A 13,569-nucleotide genomic window follows, 5' to 3' on the forward strand; every position below is an offset into this window, starting at 1 on the left:
GCCCTAATCAAACCTTGGGCTTGTACGCTATGCAGTCGATTTCAACCTTGCAATCCACCATCATGCTGGCTTGGACACAGGCGCGAGCGGGCGGATGCTCGCCAAAATAGCCTTGGTAGATCTTGTTGAAGCTCCAAAAATCTCTTGGATCATCCAGCCAGACCCCACAGCGCACGACATGCTCAACGCCATACCCAGCTTCATGAAGAATGGCGATCAGGTTTTCAATCGCCTTGTGCGACTGCTCAACGATACCTCCGTTGATGATTTCGCCATCCTGCATGGCAACCTGTCCCGACACGTGCAGCCACCCATCAGCTTCCACTGCACGTGCGAAAGGGAGTCGCTGGCCGCCAGCCCCTGCTTTTTCCGCTCCATAACGAATGATTGACATAGTGCCTCATGGAAATTGTTTTCTTCAATTGTTGACACTGGACCATATTCACGAGAATTTGGCTAGAGAATTTCGGTTTTTGTGAAAATAATTTAGATCAGGTGTGTCATGCGCGATCCCTTCAGCAACCCTTTCCCTAAATCTGACGAAGCTCGCCACGCGATTTGGCACATGTTGGTTCCGCGGGATATCGATGCATTTCTTTCGGCTGATTGGTCGATGGTGGCGAATGACTTTATAGAAGAGGGCTTCATCGGCATTTCCGGCAATGGGGACCCTAATCCAGATCGTTGGAAGCTGGCTTTTCCCAGTCTTGCTGCCTACCGTGACGAATGGCTGCAACAGGCGCGCGATTTCGCCTCCGAACGCTATGGGGAAGATCCGCGAACCGCAATTTTTACGACCACAACTCTAGAAGAGATCGAGATCGAAGGCGAAACCGCACTTGTGCGGAAAAAATTCGATGGCGGTATCCGCAAGGCGGATGGCAGTTTTGATGTGATGAAATGGCAGACACTTTATTACTGCCGCCTTCATCAGGGGCACTGGAAGATTTCCGGCTTCACTGGCTACCTGCCAAACCCGATGGGTTGATCGCCTTAACCACCTCTATGAAAGCATGAGCCGTGCGTATATTTACAGCTGCCTTGGCCACGGAAACCAACACTTTCGCACCGATTTGCATTGATCGCCGTGCGTTTGAGGAATCGCTTTATGCGCCGCCAGGGCAGCATCCTGCGACGCCCACACTTTGCACAGCACCAATAACCGTTGGTCGCAAAGTCTGCGCGGACAAAGGCTGGACCTTGATTGAAGGAACCGCTGCCTGGGCAGACCCCGCCGGGCTTATCAATCGTGTAGCCTTTGAAAGTTTACGCGATGAAATTTTGGATCAGCTGAAAGCTGCGCTTCCGGTGGATGGCGTTGTGCTGGGGTTACATGGTGCCATGGTTGCGGATGGTTATCTCGACCCTGAGGGTGATCTGCTGGCACGCATTCGGCAGATCATCGGCCCGGATGTCTTGCTATGCGCGGAATTGGACCCGCATAGCCATCTGACGGCGAAACGGTTGGATGCAGCCGATTTTTTCGTGGTCTTCAAGGAGTTTCCTCACACAGACTTTGTCGATCGAGCGGATGATCTATGGCGCCTTGCTGTGGACACGCTGGAGGGGCGTATTGCGCCCGTCATGTCGGTATTCGATTGCCGCATGATCGATGTTTTTCCGACATCCAAAGAACCGATGCGCTCCTTCGTGGACAAGATGAAAGAGATCGAGGGGAACGATAAGGACATCCTCTCCCTTTCGGTCATCCATGGCTTCATGGCTGGCGATGTACCGGAGATGGGCACCAAGGTCATTGCCGTCACGAACGGCAAGCCGGATAAGGGGGAGGCGCTGGCTAGAAGCCTTGGACTTGAGCTTTTTGCCAAGCGCGGCACGTTTATGATGCCATCGATGGACGAGAAAGAAGCAATTTCTCAGGCGCTGCGGGCTTCACCGGGTCCGGTTGTCATTGCTGATATGTGGGATAATCCGGGCGGTGGAACAGCTGGCGATGCAACTGTTATCCTTGCTGAGCTTCTCTCTCGGGGCCTCTCAAATGTTGCCGTCGGGATGATATGGGATCCTGTTGCTGTACAGATCTGCATGGCGGCAGGCGAGGGGGCTGAAATCCCTCTACGGTTCGGTGCGAAATCGGCTCCCGGCACGGGGCATCCGGTGGATGGTCGGGTCAGGGTCGTTAAACTTCAGCCAAATGCAGAGATGCGATTCGGTGATAGCATCGCGCCTTTTGGCGATGCGGCGCATATTCGACTTGAAGGCATCGATATTATTCTCAGTTCGGTACGGGTACAGAGCTATGATCCCTCCCTCTTCACTGCTCTGGGCATCGATCCGTTAACCAAGGATATATTGGTCATCAAATCGACCAACCATTTCTATGCCGCATTCTCCAAGATTGCTTCGCATATCCTTTACTGCTCGGCTGGCACGCCCTATCCCAACAATCCTGCTGTGACGCCCTACAGGTATGCGCGGCGGGATATCTGGCCCATCATGGCCGATCCGCATGGAACAGAGGCTGCAGAAGCATGACTATCACAACGCGTTTCCCCGCCGAATTGCCGCAGCCTAAGCCGGGAGATGCGCTTTCCAGCCTTTCGACACCGATACCAGTCATCGATGAGGATCGGCTCGCAGCGAATATCGAGCGGGTTCAGAGCTATATGAACGCACATCATCTGGCGTTCCGTCCGCATATCAAGACCCATAAGATTCCAGCAGTGGCCCGTCAGCAGGTGGATGCTGGCGCACGCGGCATCAATTGCCAGAAAATTACGGAGGCTGAGATCTTCGCGGCTCAAGGCTTTCAGGACATCCTAATTACGTTCAATATTTTAGGCGAGGGAAAGCTAGAGCGACTGGCTGCCCTCAACGAGCAGATTTCGGACCTCAAGGTCGTAGCCGATAGCATCGTGACCGTTACCAGTCTCGCGGCTTATTTCACCGGAAGAAAGCCGCTGACGGTTCTTGTCGAGTGCGACACAGGTGGCGGGCGCTGCGGGGTGCAGACGGCGGATGAGGCGGCTGCCTTGGCACGTGGCATCGTCGCCAGCAAAAGCCTCGTTTTTGGTGGTATCATGACCTATCCAAAGGCAAATACGGAAGAAGCGGTCGAGCATTTCTTCATCGCGACAATGGCCTATCTCGCTGTTGATGGCATCGAATGCCGCATTCGCTCCAACGGTGGCACCCCAAGCTTGTTTCGCGCACATCTTGTGCCGTCTGCCACCGAACATCGGGCAGGGACCTATATCTATAATGACCGCGCCATGGCACGGGCCGGGCATTGCACGCTGGATGATTGCGCCATGCATATATTGGCCACAGTCGTTTCACGCCCGACGCCAGATCGCGTTATTCTCGACGCAGGCTCCAAAGCTTTGACGTCCGACCTTTTGGGATTTTCCGACTACGGCCACATCCTTGAGTTCCCGGAGGCTATTATCACAGGCCTTTCAGAGGAACATGCGACTGTCGATATATCTGGCGTCGATGGTATAAGGCCGGAAATTGGGGAGCGTGTTCGCATCGTTCCAAATCATACCTGCGTCGTGTCAAACCTGTTCGACAAGATGACTTTCCATAAGGCTGGCATCGTGACGCGTATAGAAGATGTCGCAGCGAGGGGTTTGGTGTGGTGACCAACCGATAATGATCAAAGCACCCGCTAAACTTAGTCGGCGGGTGCTTTGTCTTTAGGGGTCAAGCCGCAGAAACCTCGGGCATTTCCAATTTCCGCCAGTCAACGTGTCTTTCGAGTGCCTGCCCCTTATCATCGAAGAGATGGCAATCTGCGGCCCGAATTCCCGCGGTCACCTGCTCATCCACGCGCAAGGCGGCGGAACCCGGAAGCAAAGCACAGAAGGCTTCTCCGGTGCTGAGCGAAGCGTAGGAAACCGTGTTGACACCAAGCCTTTCTATGACGGATGGGACCATTCCAATTTTGAGATCTCCGCCGTTCAGCAATAGGTGTTCCGGGCGAATACCAAGTGTCAAAGGCTCGCCCACAAGGTCTCCCCGCGGTGTTACCGGCACAGTGATGGTCTGTTCGCCAAAGCGAACAGTGACACCTGCTTCACTGATACTCTCGCATGTCACCGGCACAAAATTCATCTTGGGATTGCCAATAAAGCTCGCCACAAACAGGTTTTGCGGCTTGTGGTAAAGCTCCAGAGGGGCGCCCACCTGAGCAATGTCGCCAGCATTCAGGACAACAATCCGGTCAGCCATTGTCATGGCTTCAACCTGATCGTGCGTAACATAGATCATCGTTGCCTTGAGATCGCGGTGCAACTTGGAAAGCTCGATGCGCATGTCGGCACGTAGGGCGGCATCTAGGTTAGAAAGCGGTTCATCGAACAGGAATATCTTAGGCTCCCGCACAATCGCACGACCAATCGCAACACGCTGACGCTGGCCGCCGGACAGCATTCCTGGTTTCTGTTGCAGGCGCTTATCCAGTTGCAGGATTTTTGCGACACCTTCCACCTTTTGGCGGATCTTATCTTCAGACAAACCCTCAACACGTAAAGGAAAGGCTATGTTTTCAAACACAGTCATATGTGGATAAAGCGCGTAGGACTGAAACACCATAGCGATACCGCGCTGTACAGGCGGCTTGTCGTTGACCCGCACACCGTCAATCACGATGTCACCGGCGCTGGTGGAATCAAGGCCTGCAATCATGCGTAACAGCGTGGATTTTCCACACCCGGACGGACCGACAAAGACGACGAATTCGCCATCCTTGACTTCCAGGCCGATGTTTTTCAGCACCTCGAAGTCCCCGTAGAACTTCTGCACTTTATCGAGATAGAGCTGTCCCAAATTCTTCTCCCGTTCTTCGCCGGAACGAGCGGCTTGCAGGGCTGAGATGGGCAAGGAAGATGCGGGCGAGGGGTGGCGACCGCATCTTCCCGCCTGGTTCTTACTTGTACTGTTCCAGATCAGCAGCCGCCTTTTTCAGCGCAGCTTCCGGCTCAGCCTTACCTGTCACAACCGATTGAACCATCTCGATTACAACGTTCTGGAAGCCCTTGTAATCCTTGAAGAGGGGTTCTGGGCCACCATAGGTGATGCCATCGATCAACGGCTTCCAGAAGGGGTCCTTTTTAACGAATTCATCGACTTTGGCCGATGGGCGAAGTGGTGTCAGACCAGCATCGCCCTGCAGCTCATATTCACCCTGTGGGCCGGGAGAGGTGATAAACTTTGCGAACTCGATCGCCTTATCCTCTACGCCTGAGCCCTTAAAGATAGCAAGGCTATCTGTGATGAGGAGTGTGCCCGGACCCTTGGCAGAAGGCCCCAGTGGCAGAGTGGCGATGCCCCAGTTGATGTTTGTTTTCTGCAGTCGTGTGGCAGCGCCAGAACCTGCTTGGATCATACCGACTTTGCCGTCTAGGAAGATGGCGCGAATTTCGTTTTGCTCGTATGCGGTAGCACCTTCAACCGAGTAGGGCGTGATATCCTTATAGGCCTTCAGGGCTGCAAGGACTTCTGGACTATCGGCAACAACCTTATCGCCATCAATCAGCTTGCCATTGTTGGTATAAACCCAATGCATGAACTGGTGCATGGTATTGTCGAAAGTCTTGGCTGGCAGACCATAGCCGGCAACCCCGGTTTTTTCCTTGATCTGTTTTGCGAAAGCGATCTCTTCAGCCCAGGTCTTTGGTGGAGTTTCTGGATCAAGACCTGCCCTCTTGAAAAGATCCTTGTTCCAATAGAGTGCCTTTGTGGAGAACGCGATTGGCACACCCCACTGCTCGCCGTCCACAGTCACTGTATCGACGATATGCGGATAATAACTCTTCTTTTCCTCATCCGTCATCGGAACGGGAACGATCATGTCGTTCTCGGAAAACTGTTTCAGTGTGCGGGAGCCGACATAAGCCATTGCAGCTGGTGAGCCGGAAGCAGCGAGCGTTGTGGCCTTGTCCTGGCATTGTTCCCAGCCAACAACTTCAGGCTTGACCTTCCAGCCCGAATTTTTGCCTTCCCATTCCTTGATGTATTTCTCATGGATTGGGTCGATCTTGTCGCCGCAATAAATCCAAGAAATTTCCTTGTCGGCGGCATGTGCGCCGAGCGTTCCAAGTGCCGTGGAAGCGGCAAGGGCAATTACGTAAAGCCCAGTCTTTACAGTCATTGTCACGGTCAGTCTCCCATTCTCTGGTGGTTGTTGTTTATTGTTTCACCGCGCCCGCGGTCAGGCCGCTGACGAGATATCGTTGCAGGAAGAAAATCACGATCATCGCGGGTGCGATGCCGACAAAACTTGCCGCCATCAACTCGTTCCAGACCACTTCCTGGCGACCGAAATATGCAAACAAGCCAACGGGCAGCGGCATATATTCGCTCTTGGAATTGAAGGTCAGCGCGTAGATGAATTGTTGTGCATACGAGCCAATGAAAGTCGTGATGGCCACGACAACAATGCCGGGCATTGCGATTGGCACGATTACGCGGCGTAAAATGTAGAAATAGCTCGCGCCATCAACATAGGCCGCTTCATCCAGTTCGCGCGGGATACGCATCATGTAGGTTCGCAGGAGCCAGATGGCCGACGGAATAAGAAATGCGACGCCCGGGACGATCATGGCGAAATAGGTGTTCAGAAGACCCATAGTGCGCATCAGACGGAAAAGCGGGATCAGCAAAACGGCGCCGGAAAACATGTTGACGGCAAGGAACGCTCCCAGCAGCGGCCCGCTTCCGCGAAAGTTGAAGCGCGCAAACGCGTAGGCTGCTGGCACGACGAGCGCCAATACCACGAGTGTCACAATTCCTGAGATCAGGAACGAATTGAAGATATAGCGCGCAAACCCTGGAACGCTGACCCACATCGTTCGGTAGGCTTCAAAGGACCCATTTTCCGGCCAGAAGCGGTAGGGCGATGAGAATAGCTGGCTTAACGGCTTCAGCGAAACCAGGAAGCCTTCCACGAACGGAGACAGGACGAAGATAAGGAAGGCAGCAATTCCGCAGTAAATGCCAAGGATCTCATACCACTTGTATCGATTGATCAGGGCCGGAGGGGTTCTCATCTCTGTTCTCCCGTCGAAAGCTTGCTGACAATGCGGAAGTACGCAACGCAGAAGATGGATAGGAATATGCAGATCAGCACAGCGCGGGCGGCGCCTTCACCATATTTGTAAGAACCGATAGCCGTCCGGTAGGTATCGATGATCATCGTTGTCGTCTCCCCATTCGGACCGCCGCGCGTGAGAATCCAGATGATGTCGAACGAGTTGAAGGTCGAAATCAGCGAGAGCATCGACATAGTGATCATGGACGGAACGAGCAGAGGCAGGGTGATACGGCGGAAGCGGTAGAAGCGACCTGCGCCATCCGTCCAAGCCGCTTCGTAAAGGTCTTGCGGGATAGCTTGCATGGCAGCCAATAGGTAAAGCGTCACCATCGGCACGCCGATCCATACATCGGTGATAACCGTTGCCCAGAAGGCAGTTGAGCCTTGCGCTAGAAATGCGATGGGTCCGTCCGTGATGCCAAACCTTTGCAAGAGACCCGAAATCATGCCGAACTGACCATTATACATCCAGCCCCACATGAAGATGCCAATGGCCATCGGTACGATCCATGGCGGCATGGTCAGTACCCGAAACATCGCACGGCCCGGTACTGCGGCGTTCAGCATAGAGGCGCCGAAGGTGCCAATAATCATCTTGATTGACACGGAAAAGAAGGTCCAGATGAAGGTGCGCAGGATGACTTCCGCAAAAGTTGCGTTGAAGATCTTATTGTAGTTTTCCCAGCCAACCCAGTTGGTCGTCTTCTTAAGCGATGCATCCGTGAAGGAGAGGATGAAGGTATCGACCAGCGGATAAGCCACGATCAGAAGAACGTAAAACAATGCCGGCGCAAGCAGTATCCAGGCAAAGATGACGGCGCTTTTCTTGGCGTCCATCTTGTCTCTCCTCAGGCCGATTTCGCCTGGGAGGCGGCGTTTCCGTGAAGGCAGGCATCGTAACTTTCCCAGACCGGCCCCAGATCAATAACCTTACGGCTCTGGCGTGCTTCGTCCATGGCAAGCGCTAGAATGCCCGCTTCAATTGCGTCCAAAGCAGAGACAGGAAGCGCTGCGCCGGTGTTGATATGAGCCAAGACGTCTGCAGCCATTTGTTCGTCGGCACCATAATGGTGCGAGGTAGCTGACGGCGTTTTGTAGCGATTTGAGATGCGTTTCTCACTGGAATGCGCATCATGCACATCCATGAAACCACGCACGAAATCTCCTTCCGCCATTCCTTTCGATCCCATCACGCAGAAACGACGGAATTCATCCGGGACGTTGAGATTGGTGTGGAAGGTCAGCGAGGCGCCGCCCTCATATTCGACGATAGCGGTCTGATAATCGATAATGTCGCCATCGCTATCGAACACCTTGTCGGAGCCTTCCCAGCCGCTGGGCTTGCGATGGTAGAGCTCAAGATCGTTAATACCGGCATTACTTGGCGTATTATCTGGTATGAAGCTTTTGCGACCGCCAAAGCTTGCAACGTAACGAGGGCGAGCGCCAACGACCCCATTATAGAGATCGAGATCGTGGCAGCACTTTTCCAGCATGAAACTTCCTGCGTAGCGGCTGTAACGCCGCCAATCGCGCATGAAGAAAGCTCCGTGATAGGGAGCGATATGTTCTGAAGCCTCAATGGAAACGACGTCACCCAAGAGACCGTCGTTCTGAGCTTTGCGCAGATCACGATAAAGCGGCGAGTACCGAAGAACGAGCCCGACCAGAAGCCTGTCGTGACCAAATCTGTTCAACAGCGAAGCCAGCGCATAGCTCTCCTCAATCGAAATCACTATCGGCTTTTCGGTAAAGACCGTAAGCCCCGCTTCGAGACCGATGCGAATGTGATCCAGATGCAGATGATTGGGGGAACCAATCATCAGAAGATCGAACTTCTCGCCTGCGATCAGCGCTTCGGGAGTATCATAGGCGCGACCAGCCGCTATGCCAGCCTCTTCAAGGCGCGCCATGCCTGCCGGCGCAGGATCGACATAGCCAACAATTTCGAAATCTGGGTCGATCTGCTTGAAGATCTGACCGAGATAGCCAAGTCGAAAACCCAATCCGATAATAGCGACCTTCATGTCGTCGTTCCCCATTTTCGTAATTATTTTTCATAGACTGTTGCAGATGTCAGTTTTCGTCAACAGGCAAACCGACTTTTCCGTCAGCTTATGAAATTAATTTTCAAAGGCTCGCTAAGCCCTTTGAAACTGCGCGATGGCCTTTCTCGCGAGGCCGTGTAACCTTTTCGATGACGACAATACCAAAACTAGTCCAATCGTCTAGCAATAAATTAGTAAGAATATGGACTTTCCGATTATGCTCGGTATTTCAGTTGCCTAACGCCGAAAGTTAGCATCTCGATTGAGCTGAAGATGGAGATGACATCTTTTTGGCACTTAATTGGTATTGTTTCGCGCTGTTGTTGATGGTAACTCCTGTTCCCTCGTCACACTTGGGTCTTGGAAAGGTGCAGCGCGATGCATGAAGCTCTGCCTCTCGATCAACTTCCGAAAATGGGAGGGGGCCCGCTTTACGTCCGTTTGCAAAAGTTAATTGAACAGGCGATGAGTGAGGGGCGGCTGAAGCATGGCGATGCCTTGCCGCCTGAACGAGACATTGCAGATGCTGCAGCCATTTCACGCGTTACAGTTCGCAAAGCAGTCGATAGCCTTGTCGACCAAGGTTTGCTGGTCCGAAGGCGCGGCTCTGGCACCTTTGTGGTCAAGCAGGTGCCTCGCATGCAACAGCCCCTCACGCGTTTGACCTCTTTTTCGGAAGATATGCGGCGACGCGGTATGAACGCTGGTTCCAAATGGTTGACCCGCGGGCTTTTTCACCCGACTCCCGAGGAGACCATGACGCTGGGATTATCAGGAGAGGCCCGTGTAGCTCGGTTGCTGCGTCTTCGAACCGCTAACGACATGCCTATCGCACTGGAAACCACAAGCCTGCCAGATGATATTCTGCCAGATCCAAATCTGGTGGAGAACTCCCTCTATCAAGCTCTCGCTGCCATCAACATCCAGCCGGTTCGTGCAAACCAACGCATCTCAGCTGTCCTTTTGAAGGAAGGAGAGACCGAACTTCTTGGTGTGCCACCAGGAAGCGCCGCCTTGCGCGTTCAGCGCATCGCCTATCTGGAATCAGGTCGCGTCATGGAAGTTTCGACCGCCCTCTATCGAAGCGACGCCTATGATCTCGTTGCGGAACTGAGTGTTGGTAGCTGAGCCGTATCTTCGGAAAGGAAAAATAATGTCATCGATCATGAGACAGGAGATCGATCAGATTCCTCATGTCGCAGCGAATCTTCTTGAGCGGAAGGTTGTGGAATTTGAAGAGGCTGGCAACTTGTTGCGCAAGCGTGATCCCGCGGTTGTCGTTTCCATCGCGCGCGGATCTTCCGATCATGCCGCGCACTTTCTCAAATATGCCATTGAGCTGGAAATGGGCATTCCGGTTGCCTCGCTCGGCCCGTCGCTTGCATCGATTTATCAAGGCCAACTCAAGCTTGCTCGCGGCGCTGCGATTGCTGTTTCTCAGTCTGGAGCAAGCCCCGACATCGTCGCGCTGGCGAAAGCCGCTGTCGCCGGGGAAGGAAGTGTGATTGCGCTTGCCAATACCGTGCCTTCTCCATTGAGCGAAGCAGCATCTATGGCAATTGATATCGATGCAGGAAAGGAGGTGGCTGTCGCAGCCACCAAATCTTTCGTCAATTCGATCATTGCAGGCTTGGCTGTCCTGGCTGCGTGGAAACAGGATGCTCATCTGCACGCCGCGGTGCAGGAATTGCCGCGACATCTTGAGGCAGCATTGAAGCTCGACTGGAGTGCTATGATAGAGCCTCTTGCGACAGCAGAGTCCCTGTACATGCTAGGCCGCGGCCCGGCTTTGGCGATTGCCTCCGAGGCGGCGTTGAAATGCAAGGAAACCTGCGAGCTGCACGCCGAGGCATATTCCTCAGCGGAGGTGCTTCATGGGCCTGTCTCGCTCGTGGGTAAAGCCTTTCCGGTCATCGTTTTTGCCGCACGCGACAAAGCAGAAGCTTCGATTGTAGAAACATCTTCGAAATTGCAGGCGAAAGCCGCCAAAATCTACGTCACATCCGAGAAAGCAACACCAAGAGAACGTCTGCCCTTCGTCGAAACCGGCAATGCCCTCACAGACGCGCTGTGCCTCATTGTTCCTTATTATGGAATGGTTGAGGAACTTTCGCGTAAGCGTGGCTTCAACCCCGATAAACCGGCAGCCCTTCAAAAGGTAACGACGACGCAATGACCAAGCAATTTGCATTAGCCAGCCAGCGTATTTTCGATGGCGAGGTTCTTTGGCAGGAACACGCTGTGTTGGTTCGCAACGGTGAGGTTCGTGAAATCGTCCCGCAAGCCGAGGTGCCGGAGCAATATATTGTGAAACAGGCGGGGGATTGCCTGCTTGCGCCCGGTTTTGTTGATCTTCAGGTCAATGGTGGTGGCGGTGTGCTGTTTAACAATCAGCCGGATCGTGCGGCAATCGAAACTATCTGCCGCGCTCATGCAGGCTATGGTACCACAAGCCTGATGATTACTCTTATTTCCGATAGTGTGGAGGTCCGCACGGCAGCGCTCGCGGCGGCGCAATCATCGCTGGATCTTCCAGGTTATCTCGGCCTTCATCTTGAGGGGCCGCATCTGTCGCTTGCTCGCAAAGGCACACACGATCCTGCAAAGATTCGTCCAATGACTGAGGAGGATCTGGTTGCGCTAAAGAATGCAGCGGGCAAATTCGGCAAGCAGATCATAACCATCGCACCGGAAAATGTCACGCCGATGCAGGTTCGGGAACTTGTCACGGCGGGATATGTAGTCAGTCTTGGTCATACAGAGGCGAGTGGAAAATCTGCGGTTGCCTATGCCGATGCAGGCGCAACAATGGTAACGCATCTTTTCAATGCCATGAGCCAACTCGGCAATCGGGAGCCGGGGCTGGTTGGAGCTGCACTTGAAGATGGCCGCTTTTCTTGCGGGCTCATCGCAGATGGCTTTCATGTCGATCCGACGACCATGAATATCGCGCTGAGGGCCAAGAATGGCCCAGGGCGTATCTTCCTCGTCACGGATGCCATGTCTACCATCGGCACGGACGATGCTGGGCTAAACTTGAATGGCCGTCCGATCTACCGCAACGGGGGACGGTTAACGCTTGAGGATGGGACCCTTGCTGGGGCCGATATCGACATGCTTTCCTGCGTTCGCTTCACCCATACATCCTTGGGCCTGCCATTGGTAGAAGCTCTTCGCATGGCATCGCGCTATCCGGCAGAAGCAATTGGCGCAGAGAAAAAGGGGCAGTTAAAGCCCGGTTTCGACGCGGATTTCGTGTTGTTGGATATGAATCTAGGCTGGCACTCCACCTGGATCAGCGGAAACATGGTGGCCGGATCGGCCGCGGCTTCAGACCTGGTGTCCTCATGATCGTATGCTTCGATATCGGCGGAACGGCGATCAAAGGTGCGCTTGCATATTCACAGGATGACATTCGTCCTGTACCGCGCCAGCCAACACCGATCCACGATTTTTCAGCCTTCGTTGGCATTTTAAAGTCGGTCATCAGTTTAGCGGAGCAAAGGCCAGACTGTGTTTCCATTTCCATTGCAGGCGTAATCGATCCGGACAACGGTCAAGCAGTCGTCGCCAACGTTCCTTGCATTCATGGACGCAAGCTTGCGCCAGATCTTGAATATGAGCTTGGGCTGCCAGTTCTTATTGCAAATGATGCCGATTGCTTTGTTTTAGCAGAGGCCGGGATTGGCGCGGGGCGTGGGCATCGCGTTACCTTCGGCGTTATTCTTGGCACCGGTGTTGGCGGCGGGCTGGTGATTGACGGGAAATTGATCAATCAGCAAGGCGGCTTTGCCGGAGAGTGGGGCCATGGGCCTGTAGCAGCAACGCAAGCGGGACATCCGCCTGTGCAACTTCCGCGTTTTCAGTGCGGCTGCGGCCTTGCAGGATGCATTGATGCAGTTTGCAGTGCGCGGGGCATGGAGAAACTCCACCAGCATCTGCACAGTCAGACCTTATCCAGTGAAGAAATCATCGCCGCATGGGAAAGCGGGAATGATGAGGCAGCGCATACGATTGACGTTTATGTTGATGTTTTGACGGGCCCGCTTGCACTTGTCGCCAACATTACCGGCACCACGGTTATTCCGGTTGGTGGCGGATTGTCTAATGCCGCACGTCTCATCGACGAGATCGATGTGGCCGTGCGGCGAAAGATTCTGCGCAAATTCGACCGTCCGTTGGTGGTAAAGGCGCAATGCCAGATAGAGCCTGGCCTGATTGGAGCTGCCGTTCTAGGTTTGAACAGGACTTTGCTCTAAGCACCCCAACACCCGCAGCCTAGCGCGTCGTCACGATTTCCGTTTCCAGCGTACCGCTGCGGCAATTAACAGTCTGGTCAAGCTCACACCCTCTGTGTAGCCATTACGCTTATGCATCCATGGCTGACTCGCGCGCAGCTGGAGCAAGATTCAGGAGCGAGGCTTGACGTTTCGATAGCATATCGACGGCCAGAGCCTCGACAGG

The 13,569-nt window shown here is 53.9% G+C and carries 13 protein-coding genes; 7 read left to right on the forward strand and 6 right to left on the reverse strand.

Annotated elements, in window-relative coordinates:
- Positions 1 to 7 precede the first annotated feature (7 nt).
- Complete coding sequence (locus AC0JZ1_RS02465) at positions 8 to 394, reverse strand: RidA family protein (RefSeq protein WP_471880854.1); 387 nt, start codon at positions 392 to 394, stop codon at positions 8 to 10.
- A 108-nt stretch (positions 395 to 502) separates the two neighbouring features.
- Here AC0JZ1_RS02465 and AC0JZ1_RS02470 point away from each other — a divergent pair, with 108 nt between their 5' ends.
- The 3 genes from AC0JZ1_RS02470 to AC0JZ1_RS02480 are packed head-to-tail and all read left to right on the forward strand — an operon-like array spanning position 503 to position 3,605.
- A complete protein-coding gene (locus tag AC0JZ1_RS02470) occupies positions 503 to 988 on the forward strand; it encodes a hypothetical protein (RefSeq protein WP_471880855.1) in 486 nt (161 codons plus the stop codon).
- A gap of 32 nt (positions 989 to 1,020) precedes the next feature.
- Positions 1,021 to 2,496, forward strand: coding sequence for a M81 family metallopeptidase (locus tag AC0JZ1_RS02475; RefSeq protein WP_471880856.1), 1,476 nt, complete (start codon positions 1,021 to 1,023; stop codon positions 2,494 to 2,496).
- Positions 2,493 to 3,605 carry a D-TA family PLP-dependent enzyme gene (locus AC0JZ1_RS02480; RefSeq protein WP_471880857.1) on the forward strand — a complete coding sequence of 371 codons (1,113 nt, stop codon included), beginning with the start codon at positions 2,493 to 2,495 and terminating at the stop codon, positions 3,603 to 3,605. The genes AC0JZ1_RS02475 and AC0JZ1_RS02480 overlap by 4 nt, the downstream gene beginning before the upstream one ends.
- A 61-nt stretch (positions 3,606 to 3,666) precedes the next feature.
- Here AC0JZ1_RS02480 and AC0JZ1_RS02485 read toward each other — a convergent pair whose 3' ends face one another.
- The 5 genes from AC0JZ1_RS02485 to AC0JZ1_RS02505 all read right to left on the reverse strand — a co-directional run bounded on the left by AC0JZ1_RS02485 (position 3,667) and on the right by AC0JZ1_RS02505 (position 9,084).
- Positions 3,667 to 4,791, reverse strand: coding sequence for an ABC transporter ATP-binding protein (locus tag AC0JZ1_RS02485; RefSeq protein ID WP_471880858.1), 1,125 nt, complete (start codon positions 4,789 to 4,791; stop codon positions 3,667 to 3,669).
- Positions 4,792 to 4,891: 100 nt separating this feature from the next.
- Positions 4,892 to 6,115, reverse strand: coding sequence for an ABC transporter substrate-binding protein (locus tag AC0JZ1_RS02490; protein WP_471880911.1), 1,224 nt, complete (start codon positions 6,113 to 6,115; stop codon positions 4,892 to 4,894).
- A 37-nt stretch (positions 6,116 to 6,152) separates the two neighbouring features.
- On the reverse strand, positions 6,153 to 7,013 hold the full coding sequence (locus tag AC0JZ1_RS02495; protein ID WP_471880859.1) for a carbohydrate ABC transporter permease: 861 nt from the start codon (positions 7,011 to 7,013) through the stop codon (positions 6,153 to 6,155).
- Complete coding sequence (locus tag AC0JZ1_RS02500) at positions 7,010 to 7,894, reverse strand: carbohydrate ABC transporter permease (protein WP_471880860.1); 885 nt, start codon at positions 7,892 to 7,894, stop codon at positions 7,010 to 7,012. The genes AC0JZ1_RS02495 and AC0JZ1_RS02500 overlap by 4 nt, the downstream gene beginning before the upstream one ends.
- An 11-nt stretch (positions 7,895 to 7,905) precedes the next feature.
- Positions 7,906 to 9,084 carry a Gfo/Idh/MocA family protein gene (locus AC0JZ1_RS02505; RefSeq protein WP_471880861.1) on the reverse strand — a complete coding sequence of 393 codons (1,179 nt, stop codon included), beginning with the start codon at positions 9,082 to 9,084 and terminating at the stop codon, positions 7,906 to 7,908.
- A 399-nt stretch (positions 9,085 to 9,483) separates the two neighbouring features.
- Between AC0JZ1_RS02505 and AC0JZ1_RS02510 the strand changes: the two genes are divergently transcribed.
- From AC0JZ1_RS02510 to AC0JZ1_RS02525, 4 genes are read left to right on the forward strand one after another with little or no spacing between them, the layout of a single operon-like run.
- Positions 9,484 to 10,233 carry a GntR family transcriptional regulator gene (locus tag AC0JZ1_RS02510; protein ID WP_471880862.1) on the forward strand — a complete coding sequence of 250 codons (750 nt, stop codon included), beginning with the start codon at positions 9,484 to 9,486 and terminating at the stop codon, positions 10,231 to 10,233.
- A 25-nt stretch (positions 10,234 to 10,258) separates the two neighbouring features.
- The gene (locus tag AC0JZ1_RS02515; RefSeq protein WP_471880863.1) at positions 10,259 to 11,281 is read left to right on the forward strand and encodes an SIS domain-containing protein; all 1,023 of its coding nucleotides are present in this window, start codon (positions 10,259 to 10,261) and stop codon (positions 11,279 to 11,281) included.
- Positions 11,278 to 12,456, forward strand: coding sequence for an N-acetylglucosamine-6-phosphate deacetylase (gene nagA, locus AC0JZ1_RS02520; protein ID WP_471880864.1), 1,179 nt, complete (start codon positions 11,278 to 11,280; stop codon positions 12,454 to 12,456). Before AC0JZ1_RS02515 ends, nagA begins: the two co-directional genes overlap by 4 nt.
- Positions 12,453 to 13,364 (forward strand): ROK family protein, encoded by a 912-nt coding sequence (locus AC0JZ1_RS02525; RefSeq protein WP_471880865.1) that lies wholly within the window; start codon positions 12,453 to 12,455, stop codon positions 13,362 to 13,364. Before nagA ends, AC0JZ1_RS02525 begins: the two co-directional genes overlap by 4 nt.
- The last annotated feature ends 205 nt before the right edge of the window (positions 13,365 to 13,569 follow it).

The organism is Affinirhizobium capsici (assembly GCF_977018625.1).

What these genes read in the sequence shown, in the direction of transcription:
- AC0JZ1_RS02495 (WP_471880859.1), bottom strand. Translation starts at nt 7,013, where the DNA reads ATGAGAACCCCTCCGGCCCTGATCAATCGATACAAGTGGTATGAGATC.
- AC0JZ1_RS02505 (WP_471880861.1), bottom strand. Translation starts at nt 9,084, where the DNA reads ATGAAGGTCGCTATTATCGGATTGGGTTTTCGACTTGGCTATCTCGGT.
- AC0JZ1_RS02500 (WP_471880860.1), bottom strand. Translation starts at nt 7,894, where the DNA reads ATGGACGCCAAGAAAAGCGCCGTCATCTTTGCCTGGATACTGCTTGCG.
- AC0JZ1_RS02465 (WP_471880854.1), bottom strand. Translation starts at nt 394, where the DNA reads ATGTCAATCATTCGTTATGGAGCGGAAAAAGCAGGGGCTGGCGGCCAG.
- nagA (WP_471880864.1), top strand. Translation starts at nt 11,278, where the DNA reads ATGACCAAGCAATTTGCATTAGCCAGCCAGCGTATTTTCGATGGCGAG.
- AC0JZ1_RS02510 (WP_471880862.1), top strand. Translation starts at nt 9,484, where the DNA reads ATGCATGAAGCTCTGCCTCTCGATCAACTTCCGAAAATGGGAGGGGGC.
- AC0JZ1_RS02515 (WP_471880863.1), top strand. Translation starts at nt 10,259, where the DNA reads ATGTCATCGATCATGAGACAGGAGATCGATCAGATTCCTCATGTCGCA.
- AC0JZ1_RS02480 (WP_471880857.1), top strand. Translation starts at nt 2,493, where the DNA reads ATGACTATCACAACGCGTTTCCCCGCCGAATTGCCGCAGCCTAAGCCG.
- AC0JZ1_RS02525 (WP_471880865.1), top strand. Translation starts at nt 12,453, where the DNA reads ATGATCGTATGCTTCGATATCGGCGGAACGGCGATCAAAGGTGCGCTT.
- AC0JZ1_RS02490 (WP_471880911.1), bottom strand. Translation starts at nt 6,115, where the DNA reads ATGACTGTAAAGACTGGGCTTTACGTAATTGCCCTTGCCGCTTCCACG.
- AC0JZ1_RS02470 (WP_471880855.1), top strand. Translation starts at nt 503, where the DNA reads ATGCGCGATCCCTTCAGCAACCCTTTCCCTAAATCTGACGAAGCTCGC.